The organism is Azospirillum sp. B21, from assembly GCF_008364825.1.
Lineage (GTDB): Bacteria > Pseudomonadota > Alphaproteobacteria > Azospirillales > Azospirillaceae > Azospirillum.
In genome coordinates this window covers 227,924-250,599 of record NZ_VTTO01000008.1, presented here as the reverse complement: position 1 = coordinate 250,599, position 22,676 = coordinate 227,924, and the positions used below count along the sequence as shown (strand labels likewise).

General features: G+C 70.3%; 22 protein-coding genes. 12 read left to right on the top strand and 10 right to left on the bottom strand.

Annotated features, from left to right (window positions below; all coding sequences use genetic code 11):
• Positions 1-14 precede the first annotated feature (14 nt).
• Entirely contained in the window at positions 15-251 is a 237-nt protein-coding gene (locus FZ983_RS20355) for a helix-turn-helix transcriptional regulator (RefSeq protein WP_149225323.1), read from the bottom strand.
• 121 nt (positions 252-372) lie between these two features.
• Here FZ983_RS20355 and FZ983_RS20350 point away from each other — a divergent pair, with 121 nt between their 5' ends.
• The 3 genes from FZ983_RS20350 (at position 373) to FZ983_RS20340 (ending at position 4,186) form a co-directional block, all read left to right on the top strand.
• Positions 373-936, top strand: a complete 564-nt coding sequence (locus tag FZ983_RS20350) for a hypothetical protein (protein WP_149225322.1) — start codon at positions 373-375, stop codon at positions 934-936.
• Between the two features lie 401 nt (positions 937-1,337).
• On the top strand, positions 1,338-3,242 hold the full coding sequence (locus tag FZ983_RS20345; RefSeq protein WP_149225321.1) for a ParB/RepB/Spo0J family partition protein: 1,905 nt from the start codon (positions 1,338-1,340) through the stop codon (positions 3,240-3,242).
• Positions 3,243-3,340: 98 nt separating this feature from the next.
• Positions 3,341-4,186, top strand: a complete 846-nt coding sequence (locus FZ983_RS20340) for a DUF932 domain-containing protein (protein WP_188092427.1) — start codon at positions 3,341-3,343, stop codon at positions 4,184-4,186.
• Positions 4,187-4,691: 505 nt separating this feature from the next.
• On the opposite strand, the gene FZ983_RS34510 is transcribed toward FZ983_RS20340, so the two are convergent.
• Positions 4,692-4,904 (bottom strand): transposase, encoded by a 213-nt coding sequence (locus FZ983_RS34510; protein WP_211102964.1) that lies wholly within the window; start codon positions 4,902-4,904, stop codon positions 4,692-4,694.
• A 37-nt stretch (positions 4,905-4,941) separates the two neighbouring features.
• On the opposite strand from FZ983_RS34510, the gene FZ983_RS20330 reads away from it, so the two are divergent.
• From FZ983_RS20330 to FZ983_RS34205, 3 genes are all read left to right on the top strand, one after another.
• Positions 4,942-6,108 (top strand): transposase, encoded by a 1,167-nt coding sequence (locus tag FZ983_RS20330; protein WP_247883876.1) that lies wholly within the window; start codon positions 4,942-4,944, stop codon positions 6,106-6,108.
• A gap of 93 nt (positions 6,109-6,201) precedes the next feature.
• Positions 6,202-7,308, top strand: coding sequence for a DUF2493 domain-containing protein (locus FZ983_RS20325; protein WP_149225318.1), 1,107 nt, complete (start codon positions 6,202-6,204; stop codon positions 7,306-7,308).
• A gap of 611 nt (positions 7,309-7,919) precedes the next feature.
• Entirely contained in the window at positions 7,920-8,342 is a 423-nt protein-coding gene (locus tag FZ983_RS34205) for a ribbon-helix-helix domain-containing protein (protein WP_149225317.1), read from the top strand.
• A gap of 35 nt (positions 8,343-8,377) precedes the next feature.
• On the opposite strand, the gene FZ983_RS20315 is transcribed toward FZ983_RS34205, so the two are convergent.
• Both FZ983_RS20315 and FZ983_RS20310 read right to left on the bottom strand, forming a co-directional pair.
• Positions 8,378-8,689, bottom strand: coding sequence for a ribbon-helix-helix domain-containing protein (locus tag FZ983_RS20315; RefSeq protein WP_149225316.1), 312 nt, complete (start codon positions 8,687-8,689; stop codon positions 8,378-8,380).
• Entirely contained in the window at positions 8,682-9,230 is a 549-nt protein-coding gene (locus FZ983_RS20310; protein ID WP_149225315.1) for a hypothetical protein, read from the bottom strand. The genes FZ983_RS20315 and FZ983_RS20310 overlap by 8 nt, the downstream gene beginning before the upstream one ends.
• Before the next feature lie 299 nt (positions 9,231-9,529).
• Here FZ983_RS20310 and FZ983_RS20305 point away from each other — a divergent pair, with 299 nt between their 5' ends.
• The 6 genes from FZ983_RS20305 (at position 9,530) to FZ983_RS20280 (ending at position 15,751) form a co-directional block, all read left to right on the top strand.
• Positions 9,530-10,585 carry a LuxR C-terminal-related transcriptional regulator gene (locus tag FZ983_RS20305; protein WP_149225314.1) on the top strand — a complete coding sequence of 352 codons (1,056 nt, stop codon included), beginning with the start codon at positions 9,530-9,532 and terminating at the stop codon, positions 10,583-10,585.
• Between the two features lie 39 nt (positions 10,586-10,624).
• Positions 10,625-11,032: a hypothetical protein gene (locus tag FZ983_RS20300; protein WP_149225313.1), complete on the top strand. Its 408-nt coding sequence runs from the start codon at positions 10,625-10,627 to the stop codon at positions 11,030-11,032.
• A 494-nt stretch (positions 11,033-11,526) separates the two neighbouring features.
• Complete coding sequence (locus tag FZ983_RS20295; RefSeq protein ID WP_247883874.1) at positions 11,527-12,231, top strand: helix-turn-helix transcriptional regulator; 705 nt, start codon at positions 11,527-11,529, stop codon at positions 12,229-12,231.
• A gap of 201 nt (positions 12,232-12,432) precedes the next feature.
• Positions 12,433-13,995: an ABC transporter substrate-binding protein gene (locus FZ983_RS20290; protein WP_247883873.1), complete on the top strand. Its 1,563-nt coding sequence runs from the start codon at positions 12,433-12,435 to the stop codon at positions 13,993-13,995.
• An 8-nt stretch (positions 13,996-14,003) separates the two neighbouring features.
• Positions 14,004-14,918, top strand: coding sequence for an ABC transporter permease (locus FZ983_RS20285; protein WP_247883872.1), 915 nt, complete (start codon positions 14,004-14,006; stop codon positions 14,916-14,918).
• Positions 14,915-15,751: an ABC transporter permease gene (locus FZ983_RS20280; RefSeq protein ID WP_247883871.1), complete on the top strand. Its 837-nt coding sequence runs from the start codon at positions 14,915-14,917 to the stop codon at positions 15,749-15,751. Before FZ983_RS20285 ends, FZ983_RS20280 begins: the two co-directional genes overlap by 4 nt.
• Before the next feature lie 779 nt (positions 15,752-16,530).
• On the opposite strand, the gene FZ983_RS20275 is transcribed toward FZ983_RS20280, so the two are convergent.
• The 6 genes from FZ983_RS20275 to FZ983_RS34200 are packed head-to-tail and all read right to left on the bottom strand — an operon-like array spanning position 16,531 to position 22,666.
• Positions 16,531-18,681: a type IV secretory system conjugative DNA transfer family protein gene (locus FZ983_RS20275; RefSeq protein WP_149225309.1), complete on the bottom strand. Its 2,151-nt coding sequence runs from the start codon at positions 18,679-18,681 to the stop codon at positions 16,531-16,533.
• An 11-nt stretch (positions 18,682-18,692) separates the two neighbouring features.
• Positions 18,693-19,757, bottom strand: a complete 1,065-nt coding sequence (virB11, locus tag FZ983_RS20270) for a P-type DNA transfer ATPase VirB11 (protein WP_149225308.1) — start codon at positions 19,755-19,757, stop codon at positions 18,693-18,695.
• On the bottom strand, positions 19,754-20,878 hold the full coding sequence (gene virB10 / locus FZ983_RS20265) for a type IV secretion system protein VirB10 (RefSeq protein ID WP_149225307.1): 1,125 nt from the start codon (positions 20,876-20,878) through the stop codon (positions 19,754-19,756). The genes virB11 and virB10 overlap by 4 nt, the downstream gene beginning before the upstream one ends.
• Complete coding sequence (locus tag FZ983_RS20260) at positions 20,875-21,786, bottom strand: TrbG/VirB9 family P-type conjugative transfer protein (protein ID WP_149225306.1); 912 nt, start codon at positions 21,784-21,786, stop codon at positions 20,875-20,877. Before FZ983_RS20260 ends, virB10 begins: the two co-directional genes overlap by 4 nt.
• Entirely contained in the window at positions 21,783-22,505 is a 723-nt protein-coding gene (locus tag FZ983_RS20255) for a VirB8/TrbF family protein (RefSeq protein ID WP_149225305.1), read from the bottom strand. The genes FZ983_RS20260 and FZ983_RS20255 overlap by 4 nt, the downstream gene beginning before the upstream one ends.
• Positions 22,502-22,666 carry a hypothetical protein gene (locus FZ983_RS34200; protein ID WP_188092424.1) on the bottom strand — a complete coding sequence of 55 codons (165 nt, stop codon included), beginning with the start codon at positions 22,664-22,666 and terminating at the stop codon, positions 22,502-22,504. Before FZ983_RS34200 ends, FZ983_RS20255 begins: the two co-directional genes overlap by 4 nt.
• Positions 22,667-22,676: the final 10 nt, after the last annotated feature.

Genomic DNA, 22,676 nt, shown 5'->3' with positions numbered 1-22,676 from the left:
CGATGCCGGCCCGGTCAGGCGCCGGGCAGGGACGGACGGTCGGGTGGTCCGTCCAGCAGCACACCCGGAGAGACCTGCAGCGCGTCCGCCAGTTCCTTCAGGACGGTGGCGGTGGGGTTGCGGGTGCCGCGCTCGATGCCGCTGATGTAGGTGCGGTGCAGCCCCGAGCGGAAAGCCAATTCCTCCTGCGACCAGCCATGGCCGCTGCGCAGGCTTTGAACGGTGCGGCCGATCTGTTTGCGGATGTCCATACCGTGAGCATGGCCCGCTTGCAGCCGATCGGTCTACAGACTATCAGTCACAATCCTGGCGACGGTCTGAAAGCGAGGAGGGCGGATGGCAGGGAGCCGATGTCACGGCACGGACGGGAGGGTGCCGTTCCGTCCGGATCACGCGATGGCGCCGGAGCGCCCGCCGTCCCGCCGCGCCGCCGTGGCCGCGGCGGCGCGCCTGCTGCGGTCGGTGTCCCGGCCGCCCGAGGCCGCCGATCCGCTCGTCCGGCTTTGGCGGGAGTGGAGAAGCGCACGGTCGGCTCTGCGCAAGGCCGGCGGTCAGGCGCGGCGGCTGGAGCGGACCCTGGCGGACCGGGTGGGGCCGGGCGCCGTGAGGGGGGTCGACGATCTGCTTGGCCGGGTGCCGGAAGCCGACCCGCGGCGCCGTGAGGAGCTTGCCGCCGCTCTTGCCCGCTGGGCGGGAGAAGCGCGGGCCTGCGGACTGACCCGTGCCCGCGCCGAGGAGGAGGCCGTCGCACACCGCATGGAGCGGCTGCGCCGCGCCGCCGTCCGGGGCTCCGCCGCGTCGCTCGCGGGCGTTGTCGCCCGGCTGGCGATTGCCGGGGACGCGGCTTCGAGCGGTCCGGACGCCGGCGGTCTGGCCTGGACGGTGCTGACCGGCACGCTCGCCGACTTGACCGCGCTGGCGGAGGGCGGTGCCTGACGGGGCACGGCGGGGAAGAGTCCTGGTCTAAGGAGCGGCCAAGTCCAGCAGCGCCGGCTTGGGCACCCGCCAGCGCTGGAGCCTCGACCGCCGGGACGCTGCCAGCCGGCTTTGGGCTGATCGCGCCAGGGGAGAGGAAGGCAGTCAGGACCAAGGTGGATTGGGACGGCCTGCACGGATGCAAGGCACACCGGAGGTTCCCGACCATGCACAGACACCCGACCGAAGGCGGCCAGCCGCCGCCCGCCCTCATCCCCCACACTGCCGAGACCGGCACCGCATTCCGCTTTCCTGTCCTGCTGCCGATACCCGCTTGGCCCATCCCCGTCTGAGCCTGCCCCCATCCCCTGCGCGCCGGCGGGTCCGCCCTGCCGCGCGCCCACCTTCGAGGGTCACGTTCCATGAAGACCATCGCCATCCCCCTCGGCCGGCTGCGGCTGGCCGAAACCAACATGCGCACCTCCCACCGCAGCGCCGGCCTGGAGGAGCTGAAGGCCTCGCTGCTGGTGCATGGCCAATTGCAGCCGATCGTCGTCACCCCTGCCGCGGACGGCGTCAACTTCGCGGTCATCGCCGGAGCGCGGCGCACGCTGGCCGCCCGCGCGCTGGTCGCCGAGGGCAAATGGCCCGACACCGCCCGGCTCGCCGCGGTGCGCCGCCGCGCCGGCGAGGCCGAGGCGCGCGAGCTCAGCCTGGCGGAGAACCTGCAACGCGTCGCGCCTTGCGCCGCCGACGAGGCGCTGGCCTTTGCCCGGCTGGTCGGCGACGGCGCCGACCCGGCCGCACTCGCCGCGCGTTTCGGCCGGCCGGTGCGCTATGTCCGCCAGCGGCTGGCGCTGGCCGCCCTCAGCCCCGCCGTGCTGAAGGCCTTGCGCGCGGGCCGCGTGCCGCTGGCCGTCGCCGAGGCGCTGACCCTGTCTGCCTCCCACACCCGCCAGGAGGAGCTGCTGGAGCGCGTGCTGGACTGCCCGCCGGTGGACGCCGCCCGCTATGTGCGCGAGGCGCTGCGCCGGGTGCTGCTGCCGGCCGGCCATGCGCTGCCCGGCGTGCTGGACGCCTACGCCGCGGCCGGCGGCACGCTGACCCGCGACCTGTTCGACGGCGCCGACGGCGGCCTGGTCGACGACCCGGCGCTGTTCCTCGCCTGCCAGCGGGCGGCGCTCGACGCCGAGGCCGAGCAGCGGCAGGACGGCTGGGCCTTCGTCGAGGTGCAGGACGGCCCGCAGGCCTGGAGCTGGCGCGGCGTCTTCAGCCATGCCGTGCCGAGCCTGACGCCGGAGCAGCAGGCGCTCCTCGCCGGCCTCGAGAGGGAGCTGGAGCGTCCGGATCTCAGCGAAGCGGAGCGCGCCCTCCTGGAGGAGCGGGTGGACGCCATCGAGCCGGAGTACGACCGCAGCGCCTGCGGCGTGGTGGCGGTGCTGGCGCCGGACGGAGCGGTGCAGTGGGTGGAGGGCTTGCGCCGCCGCGAACCCGAACCGCCCCCGGCGGACGAGGACGATCTGCCGCCCTGGGAGGACCCGCCGGCCGGCGGTGCGGCGGAGGACACGCCCGAGGAGCCGAAGCTGTCGGCCGCGGTGCGCGAGGAGCTGGGCGCGGTGCGCACGGCGAGCCTGCAGGCGGCGGTGCTTGAGGCCCCCGCCATGGCGCTGCGGCTGGCCTGCTTCACCCTGCTGGCCCCCGGGGCCGGGCCGTGCGGCCTGTTCGGGGCAGCACACCGCTTTCCCACTGGCGCGCGCGAGCACCACGCCAGCCAAGCCTGGCGGCGGGTGGAGGAGGCGTGGGCGGTCTGGGCCGGCCGGCTTGGACTGGAGGTGGGCGGTTCCGCCGATCCTTCGGCGCTGTGGGTGGCCCTCGGCGACCCGGCGGTCGACCTGTCCGGCCTGTTCGCCGTCCTGGTGGCGGTGCGCTGCCATCTCGGCCACGGCGAGGCCGGCATCGGCCTGGAGGCGGCGCGCGAACTCGGCGCCTCGGTGGCGGCCGACTGGCGCCCCGGTCCGGCCGCCCTGGAGCGCCTGCCCAAGGCGCTGATCGAGGAGGCCGCCCGGGCCATCGCACCGGGCTTCGCCGAGGCCGTCGGCCGGCTGCGCAAGCCGGAGATGGCCGAGCGGGTCGGGCGCTGCCTGGAGCATCGCGGCGATCCTGCCGACTGGCCCGACCTCACCGGCGGTGCGGTGTCGGCCCAGCGCGGCACCCTGGAGGGGGCCCGCGCGGCGGCGGCGTCCTGGCTGCCGCCCGGAACCGCCCTTCCCGCCGATGCCGCCGGCGAGGCCCCCGGCGCCGGTCCGCTCGCCATCGCCGCGGAGTGAGGCAAAGCCAGTCAGGACGCGAGGCCAAGGGGTGCCCGGGTCATCCGGGCATCCCGGTCTCCCCTATGATCTCCCCCATGATAAGGAGGGCTTCAGCCATGGGCCATATCGACCAGATGGAGCGCTACGGTTTCGTTCCCGCCAACCACAGGGCTCCGGCCTTTTTTCCGGTCGAGCTGGTGCCGATGAGCGCCGCCGGACGGACGATCGAGGGCTGGCGCGCCCTGGTGCGCCCCGACACCGGAGCGGTGCTGCATTGCTGGCAGGACGGCTACAAGCTGGTGCCGCACGACGCCGCCACCGCCGCCTTCGACGCCGCCCTGCGCGCCGGCGGGCTCGACACCACCGGCATGCTGGTCTCGACCGACCTCACCCACGACGGCCGCCGGCTGTTCCGCCAGTATGTGCTGCCCGCCCACAGCGTCGAGGTCCGGCCGGGCGACGTCACCGCGCTGCGCATCGTCGGCTTCAACAGCTACGACGGCAGCCTGGCGGTGTCCTGGCGCGGCGGCGGCTACCGCTTCGTCTGCGCCAACACCACGGTGATCGGCCGCGACGTCGCCGCCACCAAAGCCCGCCATTCCGCCGGGCTCGACATGGAGGCGCTCGCCCGCGGCATGGTGGCGGCCTGCACGCTCTATGTGGCCGAGACCGCGCGCTGGATCCGTTGGGCGGCGGTGCCTGTGGACACCGACCGGGCGGTGCGGGTGCTGCGCGCCCTGCCCGGAGCCAGCGACGCCCTGGTCGGCCAGCTGACCACCGCCTGGGTCGGCGGCCGCGAGGACGACACGCTGTGGGCGCTGTTCAACACGCTCACCCACTGGGCGACCCACGATCCCACGCGCGGGGGCAACCGCATGGCGACGGTGCACGCCCGCCAGGAGCGGGTGGCGCGGCTGATCGACAGCAAGCCGTGGGCGGAGCTGGAGGGCAGGGCGGCCTGAGAACCGCCACGCAGTCGGCCCGCGGCAGCCCGCGCCTGTCATCCTCCGCCCGTGAGGACCAATCTGGCGCCGTGCTCGGGGCCGTCAAGGACGCGCTGGCGCGCGCCGCTCCCGCGGTGCCCGTCGGGCCTCCTTGACCGCCCCTTGCGCGCGCCGCCCTGCGGGACCCAGGTCGGGACGGGGGGATGGTCCTTTCCAGTCGAACAAAGGGATGTCAGGCAAAGAGAAGAAAAAATGAAATCGGATTCTTTCCCGCATCATTAATTGAGAAGTTGCGCGTTTCATTAATAGAATTCAGTGAATTAATTGGAAGATACAAATAGAGATAGGAGACTAGATCCTCTGCGCCATTGTTTTGTTTGGCGCATCTGGCACAATAAGTCTTGTGAGGGCGACAGAAAGAACAGCGGCCGGGTTCTTCTCCGTCTCCACCATTTGGCGCATGGGGCTCCACCCAATCCTTTGGATTGGCTGGAGGGGAAATGCGCCGCGCTGCCCGGTACGCTCACTCATCGGCGCCGGCCTGGCCCTCGATATAGCGCTTCAGCATCTCAAACGGCGCACCGCTAACGGACATCACGCAGTACGAGCGTGACCAGAGCGCGGAACTCAGGCTGTAGACGCAGTTGTGCAAGGCTTCCATCGGCACAACCAACCTTGTTGTTTTTCTGGGAACCAAGCAGAGGATCAGCATGAAAATGCCAGTGCGCAAGGTCACTTACCGCCTCTATCCATCGCGGAGCCAATCCGCGGCCTTGAGCGCCGCCTTGCGTCTGCACCAACAGCTGTACAACGCTGCCCTGGAGCAGCGGATCGACGCCTACCGCCGCCGCCGCGTGTCGCTGACCTACGCCGACCAGTGCCATGACCTGACCGCCCTGCGTCAGGAGTGTCCGGAGTTCGCGACGCTTAACTGCTCCTCGCAACAGGTCACGCTGCGCCGGCTCGACAAGGCCTTCAAGGCGTTCTTCGAGCGGGTGAAAACCAAGGGTGCGGCGGCGGGCTTTCCGCGTTTCAAGAGTTTGGCCCGCTTCCCCGGCTTTGGCTTCAAGTCGCACGGCGACGGCTGGCGCTTTACGCCCGGGGCAGAGTGGCGCCATGGCAAGCTGCGCCTCCAGGGCGTCGGCACGATCAAGGCGCGCGGACAAGCCCGCCAGGGCGGCATCATCAAGGCGAGCGAACTGCTGCACCGTGACGGTGCCTGGCATTTGTCGCTGACCCTGGAGTGCCCCGACATCACCCGGGCATCCGGGACTGAGGTGGTCGCTTTCGACTGGGGTACGGAGACCTTCGCCACGCTGGCCGTCGGCGAAGAGGACGCGCCCACCATGGAGACAGTCGAGAACCCGCGATGGTACCGCCACGAGCAGCAGCGCATCACCGACCTTCAGCAGGCGGTCAGTCGCAAGCGCCGGGGCTCGAACCGGCGTCGCAAGGCCGTACGCCGACTGGCGACGGCGCGCGCCCGCACCGCACGGCGCCGTCTCGACTGGCAGCACAAGCTGTCGTCCGACCTCGTCAAGCGGTCCGCCCTGATCGCGACGGAACACCTGTCGATCGCCGCCATGACCCGATCCGCCGCCGGAACCGTGGAGGCCCCCGGCAAGCGGGTTGCTCAGAAAGCGGGGCTGAACCGGGAGATCCTCGACACGGCTCCCTCTCAATTCTTGTCGCTGGTGCGGTACAAAGTGCAGGAAACTGGCACCGCACTCCTGATCGAAGCGCCGACGCGCCGACTGAAGCCGTCACAGACCTGTCCATGCTGCGGCACAGTCCGAAAGAAGGCCCTCAGCGAGCGTGCGCACACGTGCGACGTGTGCGGGACGACCTTGCCCCGTGACTTCGCGTCGGCATGGGTTGTCTTGAGGTACGCTCATGGCGTTCTCAAGGCGAACGGGTCGGAACGGCCCGATGCGGAGTAGTGACCGCGAAACCAGCTCCATTCGCAGAATGGGGGCGGTAGTTCATGCCCGGCCATCCCTTCAAACCATCAAAGCCACAAAGGGACGACATCCATGCATAGCACCGACGCCACCCGTCCGGCCATGGCGCATCCGCATACAGCCCCCGTCAGCCCCGACCCGGTGCAGGCCTACCGCGCCGCCCGCGCCCGGGCGCGCGAGGAAGAGCAGCGCACCCGCCTTCCCGCCGTCGCCCAGGCCATGCGCCCGGTCCTGCCCGCCTCCGACGAGGACTGGAGCGAAGACGAGGTGCGGCTTCAGGCCGAGGAGGCCGTGCAGGCCATCGCCCAGCCCTTCCTCGACCATGGCGCCGTGTTCGGCCAGGACCTCGACGGCCAGCTCGACCCCGACCGCGCCCTACTGCCGGCCGCCGGCATCCTCGGCGCGCTCTGCCACGCCCTCTACCGCCAGTTGGAACTGGCCGACCAGCGCATCGACCGCCTCGCCCTGTCCTTGCGCCAGCAGCTCGACAAGGAGGGGCTGCAGCCCGCCTCCGAGATCGGCAGCCTGCGCCTGGAGCGCCTGCAGCATCAGCTGGCCCAGTCCGAGGCGATGCGCGACCTCGCCCGCGCCGCCGCCATCGGCGCCGCCACCGCCTATGCCCGCGTCACCGGCGACGTCTATGCCCACCGCTCCTCCTTCAACCAGACGGTTCCCCAGGTCACCGCTGCCCGCGTCGTCGCCTGCGACTGGCAGGAGGCCCGCGCCGCCCGCCGTGCCGCCGACGAGCGACGGGTGGTGGAGGGATTCCATCTGCTGGTCATGGGCGGCGAGACCGCCGACGAAGCGGCCCTGACCGCCGCCCTCGACCGCGCGCTGGCCCAGCACCCCGACACGCTGGTGCTGCGCACCGGCAACCGCCGCGGCGTGCAGACGCTGGCGGCACAGTGGGCGCTGGAGCACGGCGTGCCCTGCGTCGTCCATGCCCCGCGCTGGCAGGCGGGCGGCAAGGCTGCCGGCTTCGAGCGCAACGACGCTATGGTGCGCGCCGCCCTGACCGGCGAGGGGCGCATGGTGCTGGTCGCCGACCGCGAGGACGCCGGGTCGCGCCACCTCGCCGCCGCCGGCCTGCGCCAGGGATTGCGCGTCTGGTGCCTCGCCGAGCGCCGCCTGCTGGAGCCCGACGACGTCGCCTATCGGCCGGCCCCCACCCAGCAGTGAAGCGCACCGGCAACCCCCGCTCAAACCTTGGGCGGGGGTTGCCACCGGCATGGGACATGTTTGAGAATCGCACCACGACAGAAAATTTGCCCGGCGGCGCGGAGCGCCGCCGGGCAGCCGCATCCGCGGCCATCTCCTTCCAAAAGGGCTTGGGCACCGGCTCGTCGGGCGGCTCCTCCGGCCGGCGACCAAGGCAAGTCCCGTCGGGACGGGCGAACGGGGACAAAGCCGGTTCTGCCGAACGGCGGGGTCTCCCCGTCTGGTTGTCTTTGCACCGGAACGCCATGGGATCGCCTCCGTCGTTGAAGGATGGTGGTGTCCTGGCCCCGGAACCAGGCTCTCGGCGGAAGCTGTTCAAGCTGACGGTCCACCAAGCCCATGGCAGGCCAACGCCCCGGGAGGGGGGATGATCCGGGCCGGCGGTACAGCATCGGCACCCAGCCGGAGGACAATGCCTCTCTCAAAAAGCCCCCAATCTCGAGGCATGCACACCTAAAATGACGTTTGCGCCGGGCGCGATACATTGGTAATGGATCAATTGGCGCGCTTTGCACAACTCATCGAGGTGGCGCTGGCGTGGCGCAGGGCCCTTCCGACAAGTGCCCGTGCCCATGAGTCTGGCGTCTGCCGCTGCGACTTCGGGACCTTCACCAATGCCTCGACACTCCAGAGCCAAGAGCGTTCCCTCCCCGTTGGTCTCGCGATGCCTTGCGGAAACCGGCCCGCTCAAGCCACGCAACGTCGTGGTCGACGGGCACCGGACGAGCATGCGCCTTGAACAGGGGATGTGGGACGCTCTCACCGAAATCTGCGCGCGCGAGGGGATGTCCGTCCATTCACTGTGCACGGTCATCAAGAACAAGATCGACGCCGACCAGGCGGAGACGCCACCGTCCGGGGAGATCACCCTGACCTCGGCGATCCGCGCCTTCGCCCTGCGCTATTTCCGCGAGGCCGAAGCCATCGCCATACCGGAGAACGGCATACGCCAGGGCAAGGATCATCTGGAGTCCAGTGATCCCTGCACCGGTTGACCGGACTACGGGACATCCACCGAATCATTGGACCGCTAGGCAGCCACCAAGCCGGACGGCCGCTCCGAGGAGCGTTCGATTTCCAAAATCAGGCGCGCAGTGTTGTCGGCCGCTTCGTCGTGCGAGAAGTCCGCCGCTGCGCGGAAATAGCGCAGCAGAATGACCCGAAGCACCGCCGTCAAGGTGGCGTCCCCCCGGCGCTTGTCGATCAGCGTGCACAGCGCGTTGATCGTCAGCCCCTCGCGTCGGCAGACCTCCTCCAGCGATTGCCAGAAATAGGGTTCCAGGCTGAGGCTGGTCCGACGTCCGTTCACCTTCACGTTCCGGCAAATTCGTGTTTCAGCCATTCAAGCGGCCCTGTGCTGCCGTGGTCAGAAGGGCCATGCCCATGCCCTGCAAGCGCGTCCTGCGCTTGTTCACCGGCAGGGCTGCCAGGCCGAGCAGGGCCGGCACCATGCCCCCATCCCCGCCGGTCGCCCCCAACGCCTCCGCCATGGCGTCCGAGCGCCCAGCGTCCGGACTGTCGGCCGCCGCCAGCAAGCGCTCCGCCGCGACCAAAGGCGACAGCGTGCGCCGCTCGTTCGCCCGATCCCGCATGGCGTCGACGCGCAGCATGTCGTCATGGTGCTGGAACTGGCCATGCCGGTCCATCAGCAGCACCACCTCCACCATGTAATCGGCGAAGGTCGCTACGTCCTGCGCCACCCGATGGCGCGGCTGCTTCAGCGCGGCGGCCACCGCCCGCCGGAGCCAAGCGCTGGCCCAGGGAGCAGTGACCACCGCGCCGGCGTCGATGGTCGATCGCCGGTCACACGGGAACATGCGGGTCAGGAGAAGGGCATCTTCGGCCCCGTCGAGCGCCGGCCGCTTGAAAGCTTCTGCGAGCAATTGGTTGAGCCATGGCGACGAAAAAGGTGCTACCCGCTTGGCTGTCATCCAACTCTCCACGATGCCGGCACAGATTTACAACCGCACTCGGACGATATCAGCAATCTGTCGGATCGCAACAGAAACGCGCCCATCAAGTGATGGATTACACATGAATCCAAGAAAGAGAGCCGCTCAAGCATATCAATGTATGTAAGATTTCCACCAAAATCCGTTCATATTCGAACCAATGACGCGACTTCCCCTTGAGTAAGGTATGATGCAAAGGTTATGATACTCTCCGGTATGCAGGAGGGGATATGGTGGGCCTGTTGCAAGAACTTATTGGTCACGCAGCACGCTCCAGGTCAGCTCTGGCGGTCTACAACGGCCAGGATGGAATCATATCGGTGAACCAGCGCCATCGAAGCCTGTATCCGTTCATCGATTTCTCGAAGCCCACAGACTACCCGAACATCGCCATAGAGTGCGTGAAGCACCGGAAGCTGGATGAAAGCTCGATCTACAAGGCGCCGGATCGCTGGATTGCCGCCCACGCGCGCTTTCGTCACCTCAACCGCTTTTCACAAACCCTCACCCGGCACAGCGACGGACGGATCGTTCAAGTGACCTACGAGCGATTGGAGGGCACCAACGGCTGCTGGTACCAGATGCGCCGGGACGTCACCGCCGAAGTCCTGCGCTGCATCCGCGACGGCCTCGATCCGCTGGCGCACGTCAATGCCGGTGAAGCCGTCACCCCGCCTGTACAAACTGCCTTCATGGTTCGGCTGTTGGACAGGATTTCCCATCCGGCGGCGCTGCTGACGAGGCGAGCACAAGTCGTCGACGGCAATATCGCCTTTGCGAAGCTCCTGGCGCGGGGCGACGGGCTGGTGCTGAACGGCGGCAGGCTCGACCTCCGGACATCGCCCGAATCGCGGCAGGCTTTCGCAAAGTCGATCGCCGGATTCCACCGCCGCCGGAAGCGCACTCCCTTGACTTTGCGCACCGGCAAGCCGGACCAGCGGCCATTCTACCTTCTGACCTTGTCCGAACCACCGACGGAACAGCTCGGATGGGACACATCGGCCTCCGATATCCTGCTGCTGACCGTCAGCGAACCGGATGCCTTGCTGCAGATCGAATCCCGCATCATCGCCGACCTCCTCCAGATCACCGAGACGGAGGCACGGGTGGCACAGGCGCTGGCCGCCGGCCGAACGACACGGGAGATCGCGGCCGAGCACGAGATGAGCGAGGGGGCCATCGACGGTCAGATGGCGTCCATCCTGAACAAGACGGAATTCCGAGATCTTGCCGCCGTCACGCGGCAAGTGACGACCTTGTCCTACGTCTTCGGACCGCGGATATAGGATCGAACAACAACTGCCAGAGAAATCAAGGACATCAGCATGAGTGACATCGGCGCAAGCGTGATGGACGAGCAGGTTGCCGCTCTCGACCTCTCCTTCATCAACAAACGCCTGGAACGAGCCGGCCGCACGCCCGAGGAGGCCGAGCGGTCCGTCGAAGAATATCGCCGTTTCATTGCCGTGCTGGCTGCGGAGCCGAACAAGATCCTGGTGCCCACGAAGGTCGCGGACCCCGCTTGGCACGAGCACATCCTGTTCATGGAAAAATACGAGCAGGACATGATGGGGCTGGTTGGTGGCCGGGTGTACCATTATCCGGAAGTGTTTGATTGCCCTGTGTGGTATGAGGGGATCGAAAATACAAGGAGCGAATTCAAGGAACGATTTAATACGGATCTTTCCACGAAAGACTTCGCTGTATGCTATATCTCAGTCAAGCTTAACTAATAAAATACGCGTGTTGATGGAAAATTTTATTCTATTGGCAGGTGCAAAGGCCTGCCAATAGAAATTTAAATTTATTATTCAAAAGAATTAATGATAATTTGACGATATTGTTATCACATCCACAGTCTTGCATGGAGAAAGCTATGTATAGCTCTGTAGAACAGCTTTTCAGCAAGGCTGGAATGGAATCATCTGCTTTAGTCGTTTACGATAAATTTGATAATGTCTCTGGCGTAAATCGTCATCACTCCGAAATATATCCATTTATTAATTTTTCTAATTCCATTAGCTATTCTGAAATTATCTGGACGTGTATAAAGAATAACAAACTGGCCGAAGGAACGATTTGTAGAGATCCGGAGCGTTGGATTCATTATACGAAAACATTCCGGCATTTTAACCAATTTTCACAATCACTCACTCGCCATGCAGATGGACGCATTATCCAGGTCACATACGAACGCCTGAACGACACCGACGGCTGGTGGTACCAGATGCGTCGAGACGTCACCGACAGCTTCCTTGATCATGTCCGCAACGGCCTCGACGCGATGCTGCCGTTCGGATTGGCTGATACCGTCGCACCACCGCTCCAATCCACCTTCGTCGTCCGGCTCCTCGATGCGCTGCCCTATCCGGCGGCCCTTCTCACCCCGCGGTGCCAGGTGATCGACGGAAACCAGTCCTTCGTCTCCATCGTCTCGCGCGGGGATGGAATAGCCGTGGTCGGCGGGCGGCTCTGCGTTCCGTCCACTCCGGAAGAGCAGGACGTGCTGAGCAAGCGCGCCGCCGGATTCTTCCGCAGGCGGTCGCGCACGCCGGTCACGCTGCGGGTGTCGCGCCTGGACCAGCCTGCCCCCTATTTCGCCACGCTCTCCGAACCGCCCGCCCAGCGCATCGGCTGGGACAGCCCGACGACCGGCCTTCTCCTGCTGACCATCGTCGATCCGGACGCGCTGCCGGCGGTCTCCCCCCGCACCGTCTCCGACCTCTTGCAGATCACCGGATCGGAGGCCGAGGTCGCCCTGGCGCTGTGCACCGGCCGAAGCGTCGAGGAGATCGCGGAGGAGAGGGGCGTGGAACGCCGCACCGTCTACAATCAGGTGTCCTCGATCCTGAGCAAGACGGGCTTGCGCAACCAAGCGGCCATCGTCCGTCAGGTGACCACGCTCTGCTGGCATTTCGGCTCGCGCGCATGACCGGACGCGGGAATGCCGGCCGCAGTGACAGCGCAAGCGCGAGCATATGGATAAAGTCACGCGTCTGTGTCTACATACGGAGGTGAGCGGTCCCCAACCGGCTTTGCGCCGGTAAGGCCCGAGGTGGAGCGGACTCCGCCGGTCTGTCCAGCCCGCCGCACCGTTCCCATGACCTTGCCCCCCCCCGTGAAATCCCCCGTCATGCTCCCGACCGCACCGCTGCGTCCACTCGCCCTCGCCCTCGCCACCGGCTTTGCCGTACCGCTCGCCGTTTCGGCACCCGCGGCGACCCTGCGGACCAGCCTGTCCGACGACCTCGCGACCATCGACCCCTTCGTCTTTCCCGGCATGGCGTCCGCCGGCGTGCTGCGGCAGGTCTATGAGGGCTTCACTGCCACCGATGCCGACGGCCGCATCCGTCCGGCGCTGGCGACCGGCTGGGAGACGCCGGACGGCGGCCGCAGCTGGCGGATCACCCTGCGACACGGGGTGCGCTTCCACTCCGGCCGCGAGTTCACCGCCGCCGACGTGCTGTGGACCTGGGAGCGGCACCTGACCCGCAAGCCGCAGCCCGGATACAGCGCCTTCCACCTGCGCGGCATCGACGGGGCGGCGGCGCTGAGCCGTGGCGAGGCCGCATCACTGGCCGGCGTCACCATCGCCGATCCATACACGCTGGTCGTCCGGCTCACCGGCGCCGACGCCCTGTTCCCGCTCTACCCGTTCCTGTTCGTCGACCGCGGCATGGAGGCCGAGCATGGCGCCGCATGGCGGGAGCATGGCTCGGGCGGCACCGGGCCGTTCCGTCTGGTGTCCTGGCAGCGCGGCGAGCGGGTCCAGCTTGCGGCGCACGGCGACCACTGGGGCGGGGCGCCCAGGGTCGACGGGGTCCAGCTGTCGATCCTGCCCGATCCGAACACGCTGCTGGCGCGCTACGACGACGGGACGCTGGACGTGGCGCCGCTGCCGGAGAACGTCGTGCGCACCGCGGTCCGCCAGCCCCGTTATGCCGGGCAGGTCCAGGCCTTCCCGCGCGCCCAGGTCCGCTATCTCGCCGTGAACCAGCAGCTTTATCCGCCCTTCCGCGACTGGCGCGTGCGCGAGGCGCTGCGCCTTGCCCTCGACCGTGCCGCCACGGTCGAGGGGCTGCATGCCGGACGCGCCGTGCTGACCGACGGGTTCGCCACGCCCGGCCTCGGCGGCTACCGTCCCGCCCGCACGGGTGCCGCTCCCGCCGACCCGGCGCGGGCGAAGGCTCTGCTGGCCGAGGCGGGGTTCGCCGGCGGGCACGGTCTGCCGCCGCTGCAGATCGCCGGCACCCCCAACGTGCGCGAGGAAGCGACCTTCTTCGCCGCCCAGCTCGGCGCAGTGCTGGGCATTCCGGTCGGCGTCCGCATCCAGGACCGCGCCAGCTTTGTCGCGGCGATCAACGCGGGCGGCGAGGCGCTGTTCTTCAACGGCTGGACGGCGGATTACCCGGACCCCCTGGACCAGCTCGCCAGCCAATGGCACAGCGCCAGCCCGACCAACCGGTCGCGCTGGCGCGACCCGTCCTTCGACCGGCTGATCGAACAAGCACGCGGCCTGCCCGACCCGGCGGCCCGCCACGACCTCTATCGCGAGGCCGAACGCCTGCTGGACAGTGAAGCCGTGGCGGTCCCGCTGCCGGTGCCCAACCATGTCGTGCTGGTCCGTCCCGGCGTGACCGGCGTGGCGATCTGGCCCGACGGCACCCCCGATTTCCGCAACGCCCGGCTGCCGTGATTGGACGCTTGCCCCGACCGCGCTTGCCCTGGCGGTGGCTGGCCGGACGCCTGCCGGGGCTGCTGGCACTGGCCGGCGCCGCGGTGCTGGCCAGCTTCCTGGCCTCCCATGTACTGCCGGGAGATCCGGTGCTGCTGATGGTGGACGGGCAGGCCGCCGATCCCGAGCTGGTCCGCCGCCTGCGCGAGGGCGCCGGGCTGGACCTGCCACTCGTCCGGCAATTCGCCGCCTATCTCCTTGCCCTGCTGCACGGCGACCTCGGCCAGTCGCTGCGCTACGGCGGCGTGCCGGTGGCGACGCTGCTCGGCGAGGCGCTGCCGGTTACGTTCGGCCTGCTCGCCGGCAGCGCGGCGCTGGCCGTTCCGCTCGGGCTCGCCGCCGGTCTCGCGGCGGCCGACGGACGCAGAGCCTGGACCGTCCCGCTCCTCGCCATCGGTTCGGCGCTGGCGTTGTCCATCCCGCCGCTGGTGCTGGCGACATGGCTGATGCTGGCGGTGTCCGGCAGCGCGCCTGTGGCGGTGGTGGCGCTGGCCCTGCCGGCCGCCGCGGTGGTCGCCCGGCTGACGCAGGTCCAGGTCAGGGAGGTGCTGGCGCGCGACTTCATCCGCACCGCCGAGGCCAAGGGGCTCGGGCGGGGTGTGGTGCTGCTGCGCCATGCCCTCCCGAACGCGCTGGTGCCGTTGACCGCGGCGGCCGGCTCGGTGGTCGGAACCCTTCTCACCGCCACCGCGGCGGTCGAGAGCGTGTTCGCCTTGCCGGGCATCGGCCGCCTGGCCGTCCAGGCGGTGCTGGCCCGCGACCATGCGCTCGCCGGGGCCGCCGTCCTGGTCTTCGTCCTGGCCCAGATCGCCGTCAGCCTGATGGTGGAACTGGCGATCGGCCTGATGGATCCGCGGCTGCAGGGCGGAACGGAGCCGCCATGAGCGTGCCGGCACGGATGGGGCGCTCATGGGCGGGCCGGGCCGGAGTGCTGTTGGCGGCCTCCCTGGCGGTGCTGCCGGCACTGGCCGCCGCACTGCTGCCGCTCGATCTCTCTGCCATGGATTTGGGCCGGAGCTGGGCCGGGCCGTCCGCCGCTCACCCGCTGGGCTGCGACGGTCTCGGCCGTGACGTGGCGGCACGCCTGATCGCCGGCACCGGAACCTCGCTGGCCATCGCAGGAACGGCGCTCGCCCTCGCCGTCGGGCTGGGCGCCCTGCTGGGCGGGGCGGCAGGATGGATCGGCGGCAGGGTGGAGGCGGCCGTGCTGCGCGTCGCCGATCTGCTGCACGGATTTCCCGAGCTGTCGCTCGCCATCGTCGTCTCCGCGCTGCTGGGACCGGGCACCGCCGCGATGGTGCTGACGCTTGCCGCGGCCGCGCTGCCGCCCCAGCTTCGCTGGTGCCGGGCTCTGGCGCTGTCGCATCGGACGGCCGAACATGTCGCCGCCGTGCAGGCCCTTGGTGCCGGGCCGATACATATGCTGCGCCATCACCTGCTGCCGGCCTTTGCCGCCCCGGTCGCCGCCCGTGCCGCACTGACCGCGGGTCCGGCCATCGTCACCGAAGCGACGCTGAGCGGGCTTGGCCTTGGTGTCCAGGAACCGGACCTGTCGCTCGGAACCCTGATCCGCGATGGCTTGGCCGATCTGCACGGCGGCCCGCATCTGATCGTCTCGACGACCCTCGCCGTCGCCGCCGTCGCGGTCACCCTCAGCCTGTTGGCCGACGCTCTGCGCCAGGCCCTCGATCCACGGACCATGGCCGTCAAACGGTAGCGCCGAGCCCCTGTCCCGGGGATGCAGGGTTCAAACCGCACCGGACCCAACCGCCCTGGGCCCGGGGGCGGGTTTGGAGTGCCAGAGCAAGCCTCCGGCGGCGCGGCTGAGGCGGGAGAGCGCTTCCGTGGACAGCGGGAGGGGGCGCCACCTCATTCTGTCGTGTGTCGGAGGCCTCAGGATTTCTGGAGCTTGAAAAGCCGCAACTGACCGCGCCGGGTTCTCCGGTGCTACTCGTCGGCGCGGGGCGCGCCTCCTCCCCGAGCCAGCACCGGGGCAGCCGCGTCGCTGCCGGCCGCCAACGTCATGCCCGGTCCTGTCTCGGCCCTGCGGGTGACGCCCCGGGCTAGCGGATGAGGTCAATGGAGCTTTCCGGCGGCAGCGCGGGTGCCCGACCGGCGCTACCGGCTGCGGTGTGGCGGGTCCGGTTCGGTGCGGCGCATCCGCCGGACTTCCGGTTCTGAGCCGGGTTTGGGTGGTGTGGGCGTCCCGTGGTGCCGATCGTGCTGCCGCTGGCGCGCAGGGCTGGGCACCGGCGCCGGTCGTCCTCGTGGCGGCGGCGTTCGCCGCCGGTTTTTCTCACTGAGGTGGTGCGAACGAGGAGAGCCGGAGCGGTTCGGGCGGCGGGCTTCTTCGCGGCGGCCGCCACTGGCGCCGCCTCCAGCGCCGGACCCGCCGCGGGAACGGGGCGGACAGGGGGCGAGCCCGCGCCGGTTGCCTCCCGGATGCTGCTGGTCGGGCGGGCGGCTTCGCCCAGGCGGTCCACGTGTCCCACGGGCTCACCTCTTTCGTGCTGGAGATGGGATGGCGGTGCTCGGCGGTCCGTCGGCAGCGCCCCGGCCGCGGCCGGGGCTTTCGACGGTCGGCACGGCGTCGACGATGGCCGCCACCACAGCCTTGGCATCATCCATCCCATAGGCACCGAGGTCGACCTCGGTGCCGAGGATGGCTTCGATCAGCCCGTCCGCCTGGTGCGGCCGCTGTTCCAGTTCGGAGGGCGTCCCTTTGGAGAGCGTCCATGAGGCAGAACGATCGACCGGGGGCGGGGAACGGCCGTCCGTGCCGGACGCCCCGGTTTCATCGGTGCCGGTCTGGTCGGCAGCCTCCTTGGTCTGCCGGTTCCCCTTCGGCCGCGCCGCCCGCCGCTGGACCGGCCGCGGCGGCAGTGGGGCGCCGGCTTCAGCTTCGGCGGCGATGGGTTCGAACCCCTTGCCCTGGTCGAGGCGCACCGGAACGTCGATCGCCGGCACCTCTGGGGCCGGGCGGAGCAGACGGGTGAAGGTGGGATCCTCGAAGTGGCGGATGCGCCGCGCCCGGATCGGCTCCATTCCGGGACGCAGCAGGATGGCGTCGCGCGGCTTCAGCCGGGCGATCTCCTGCGGCAGCAGCAGCGCCCGGCGCTGGTCCGTCTCCGTCCGGGTCAGCCGGTCGCGGCGGAACAGCCGCCAGAAGCGCGGGCCGCTGCGCGAGGTGCCCTCCACCGTGTCGTAGCCGAGCCGCGCGCTCAGCTCCTCGCACAGCGTCAAATCCTTGGTGCCGAACACCACCTCCAGCCCGCAATTGTCGAGGATGGCCGCCGCCTTGTCGGGGCCGTAGAGGTCGCGGTCGCGCAGCTGCGCCTTGCTTTGCAGGATCAGCATGAGGCGCATGTTGTAGCCGGCGACATAGGCGAAGGCATCGGCCAGCATCGGCATCGGCCCCAGCAGCGCGAACTCATCCAGGAGCAGCAGCAGCTGGTGGCGCGCCGCCGGGTCGTGCTGGGGCAGCGTGCGCACAGTGAGGTCGATCAGCTGCTGGAAGAACAGCGCCAGCAAGGGGCGCAGCCGGGCGATGTTGTCGGGCGTGACGCCGATGTAGACGGCGTGCAGCGAGGTGCGCAGCGCCCGCAGGTCAAAGTCGCTCTCGGCGGTGGCGGCGTCGATGCGCGGGTTGAACCACAAGGACAGCCGGGCGGTGATCGTCTTGCGGATCGAGTTCACCAGGTCGGGCGAGCCCTTCAGGTAATCCTCCAGCGCCTTCACCGTCGCCTCGGTGTAGGGCCGGCCCCGCCGGCGCCGGACCTCGATGCGCTCGATCATCGAGCGCGCGCCGTCGACGCTGGACAAGAGCCGCAGCACCTCGCCGAAGGTCAAGGGGAGCTCGGGGCTTTCCGCCAGGAAGCCGGCCGCCCCGGTGAAGGCCGAGCGCGCGGCGTCGGTCCAGAACTGCTGGTCGCCGCCGGCATGAGGGAAGACCATCTGGGCAATGCGCTGGATGTCCTCGAAGGCGTCGATGGTGCCACGGCGGACATAGCTGAAGGGGTTGTAGCGCGCGGTGCGCCCGTCCGGGGCGAGCGGGTCGAACAGCACCACCCGCTGTCCGGCCGCCGTGCGGATCCCGGCCGTCGCCGCCCAGGTCTCCTTCTTCACGTCGAGGCAGACCAGCGAGGCCTCGTAGAGCAGGGCGTTGGGGATGACCAGCCCCACCCCCTTGCCTGAGCGCGTCGGTGCATAGCAGACGACATGCTCGGGTCCGCCGAAGCGCAGGAACCGGCCCCGGCGGTCGCGCCCGACGAACAGCCCGCCGCCGCGCGCGTAAAAGCCGGCCCGGGCCAGCGCCCGCCGTCCGGCCCAGCGCGTCTCGCCATGCAGCGGCCGGCGGCTGCGCGGCCAGCCGCCGCGCGCCAGCCGGCCGAGCAGGAGCAGCACCGGCACCGCGCTGGCGACCGCCGCCGCCAGCCGCAGCCAGGGACCGGCCACCGGATGGTGCAGGCCGTAGTGGCTCAGGTAGAGCCAGTATTGGGCGAAGGGCAGCGTGTCGGCGGTGAGCAGGCCGGTGCCGGCGAGGAAGACGAGCGAGGCCAGCACCGACCACAGCCCGGCCAGCGCCAGCAGCGCCACCAGGGCGGCCAGTGCCTTGGCGGCCGGGGGCCAATCGCCGAAGCCGTCCATCGCCGCTCCCGTCAGTCGGCCGCGCGCAATGCCGGCGCCGTCCCGGCGGACCGGCCGGCGGGCGGATCGAAGAAGACCTCCTCGATGGCGAAGCCGTCGGCGCCGCGCCGGCATTGGGCGACGACGTCGATGTGCCGGCGCAGCAGGGCCTGCACGTCGGCATCGGCGAGGTGGCGGCCGGCCTCGTTCTGCTTGACCATCAGGCGCAGCGCGTCGAAGGCCCCGGCGGCGCTGCCGGCATGGCAGGTGGTGATGCCGCCGGGGTGGCCGGCGGCCAGTGCCCGCAGGAAGGTGAAGGCGGCGCCGTCGCGCAGCTCCTGCATCAGGATGCGGTCGGGGCGCATGCGCAAGGCCGCCTCGATCAGCGCCTCCGGCCCGACCGGCGCCAGGCCCTGGCCGCCCTTGCTGTAGAAGAGTGCCACGCGGTTGCGCTGGGGCAGGCCGATGAATTCGGCAGTGTCCTCGATGGTGATGAGCCGCTCCTTCGGCGGAATGGCGCCGATCAGCGCCTTGGCGACGGTCGTCTTGCCCGAGCCGGTGTCGCCGGTGACCACCACCGTCTTCTTCGCCTGGACCGCCAGCGGGAAGAAACGCTGCCAGTCGCCGGCTTGGTGCAAGGCCATCAGTTCGGCGTCGAAGGCGTGGAGGCGCGGAGCGGCCGGAGCGGTGCGGGCGAACAGCCCGCCGGCGGCCAGCGAGGCGATGGTCGGGACGAAGCCTGAGGGCCGGCGGATGGTCAGGCTGAGCAGGCCGGCCTCCACCGCCGGCGGACGGGCGATCTGCACCCGCTCGCCGTCCGGCAGCACCGAGGCGCACAGCGGCTGCCGCGGCCCGACATCCTGCTGCGACAGGGCGGCGCACAGGGTGGCGATGGCGTCGAGCCGCTCGAAGCCGAGATCCGGCAGCGCGTGCCAGGACCAGGCGCCCGCCCGCTCCACCCCGGCCTCGCCCGGCCGGTTGACCACCAGCTCGGTGACGCCCGTGTCGGCGAGCAGGGCGGTGAGTGGCTCCAGCAGCAGGCGCAAGGTGGTCTCGCCGGGGCGCGTCGTGCCAAGGCGTAGGGCAGGGCGCGTCATGGCGGGCCCCCGGCCGGCTGGAGGTGGTAGACGGTGGAGAAGTCGAGGTCGCGGGCGACAAAGACGCTGACCGTCTCGCCTTGGTTCTTGCGCAGGGTGGGGGGCAGGTCGATGCTGCCGCGCAGGCTCTCGGCGATCACCGACTGGGTCTGGCCGGTGTTGATGGTGGTGGTGCCCTCCTTCGACGCCGCGGCCACGCCGGCCTGGATGGCGCCGTCGACGAAGGACAGCAGCAGCGCCCCGCCGAAGCGCTGCCAGAAATGGCGGTCGACCTCGCCGTCGAAGCCTGAGCGCCCGAGCGGGTCGGTGCCCGGGCTGTCGAGCGCGATCACCACGCCCTGCGGCGTCTCGGCGCGCGTCCAGAGGACGAACATCCGCTCCACCCCCTGGCGGACGCCGCCGCGGAACTCGCCGACCACCTTGGTGCCGCGGTCGAGCAGGGTCAGGCCGGTCTTGCCCAGCACGTCCTGCGGCACGACGCAGGTGACGAAGCCGGGCAGGGTGGAGTCCATGGCGGTCTGCAGGGTGCAGGGGATGACGGTGCCGGTGGTGAGCAGATAGGGCTGGTTCCTGAGCAGGCCGGCGGCGACGCCGGTCAGCCGGGTCGGCTGCAGGCGCGCGGCCAGCGCGCCCGCGGCCGGTTGCCCGCTGCCGGGCAGGTCGGAAACACCGGCCAGCGGCACCGCACCGTCCGGGCCGCCGGGGCCGGCCGCTGCGGCGGTGCCGGCGCCGGTTGTGGTCGCGGTGTAGACGAGCAGGCGCGGCGGCTGCCGCGGCGCCTGCTGGGCCGGGGTCGCCGCCGGCGTCTCGGGCAGCGGCGGTGGCGGCAGCGGCGGTACGGTCAGTGCCGCCGGCTGCACCGGGAGCGGCGGCGGCGGGGGCTCGTAGCGGATGGCCGGGCGCGCCAAGGGCGGCGGGCCGTCCTGCGGTTTCAGGTTGGGCTTCTCGGCGGTCAGCAGGATGGCGCCGCAGGCCAGTGCCGTTCCGGCGAGCAGCGCGCCGATGCCAGCCTTGCGGCCAACTCTGACGCCGAGGCCGGGGCCGCGGCCGGCGACGGCGGAGACGTGGCGCTCGCCGGCGAGCGCGCCGCCGGGCGGCGGGGAGGCGGAATCGTCGCTCATGGGCCGGCGCTCCTGACGCTGCGGCTGAGGCCGGGCGTGCCGGTGCCGGTGCCGGGATCGCGGCCGGCTGGGTCGAAGCCGCGGTTGACGATGCGCAGGACCTCCTGCCCGTCGCGCAGCACGAAGGCCCGGGCGGTGGTCTGGACGACGGCGGTGTCGCCGGCCATGGTGGCGGGGACGATCGCCTCTGCGCCGTCCGGGGCCACCGCGTAGATCACCGGGACGCGCCGGCTGCCGGGAAAGCGGAACGCGGTCTGCCGACCGTTGTCGCTGACCTCGGCCGGCTCCAGGGTGCCCGAGCCCTGGGCGACATAACGCCAGTTGCGCGGCCCCTCGGCCCAGGCGCCGGCGAGCCGCGCCTGCGCGTCCTGCTCCCGCGCCCGCTCCGCCGCCCGGGTCCGGCGAGCGGTGCGCTCGGCGCGCTCGTCCTGCGGGTAGCGGAAGTGGACGGCATACATGGCGCCGCCCACGGTCTCCCCTCTGGCGCTGGCCATGACGCTGGCCATGGCGCCGTCGATGCCCTCGCCGCCCGGTTCGGCGACGAGGCGCAACTGGTAGGAGCGCAAGCTGCCGTCGGCGCGGCGGGTGACGACCTGGGCGTTGGTGGCGGGGCGCCGCTCGGTGGGCTTGAGGAACAGCATGTTGGCGGCCGGCTGGGCCAGCCAGCCCTCGGCGTCGCCGATCGCCACCTGGGTGATCTCCTCGCCGGCGCCGAAGGTGATTTGCGTGGAGTTGGTGGGAGAGCCGACGATGCGCACGACGTCGAGCGGGTTGTAGGCGACGAGCTGGACCCGCGGGTCGAAGCCGCCGGGCTTGGGCGCCTGTTCGGCGCTGGCGGCACCGCCGGCGAGGACCGCGCCGGCCAGCAGGCCGGCGGCCGCCGCGGCGGTGGGGCGGAGCGGGATCATGGCGTGGCCTCCACGTCGGCGCGGTAGCTGGTGACGACGAATCCCAGCGGGTTGACGTTGATCGCCGAGGCGCTGACCGGACCGGGGACGATGTCGAAGCCGATGGTGGCGACCATGCGCCGGACCGGCAGCGCGACATCGCCCTTGCGCTCGTGCTGGACGAAGCGGAGCTGGGCCAGCTTCGGTCCGAGAAAGCTGGTGGAAACCCAGCGCAGCGTCGCCGTGCCGTCGCGCCCCAGCAGCACCTGCGGGCTCGCCGGGTTGGAGCCGCGGAACTCGGCGGCATACTCGGCCTGGACCGGCGGCGCCGACAAGAGGGCCACGGCCTCGAAGTTGGCGGGCGCCTCGGCGGCGCTGTAGCCCTGGCGCAGGCGGACATACTGCCAGAGGAAATAGCGCCGCTCGGCCTCGGTGGCCGCCAGCGGTCCGCCCTGCAGGTCGTAGACGCGCTCCACCGCACCGGTGGCGTTGTCGACGCGGAAGACCAGCGGCACCACGCTTTTCAGCGGGGTCAGCGCGGCGACGGCCAGCGCCCCGGCCAGCCCGACCAGGGCGCCGGCGGCGCCGATCGCCACACCGGCCCGCGCCGTGCGCCGGTGGCTGCGCAGGCGGTCGGCCTCGTAGCTGGCGACCTGGGCGAAATAGGCGTCGAGCATTGCTGGATCGGCGGCGACCGGACGGGCGAGGAAGGCGTCGGGGGGCGGGGCGGGGGCGGTCATCGGGCGGCCGCCTCCGGCAGGGCAGGCTGCAGGTCGCCGACATCGGGCGTCCAGCGGCCGGGGTTGAGCGCGCGGTAGGGGCCTGAAGGCTCGGGCGCCCCCGGCTGGCCGGCACAGGCTGAGAGAGCGAAAAGGAGGACGCAGGCAAGATGCTTCGTCATGGTGCGGCGG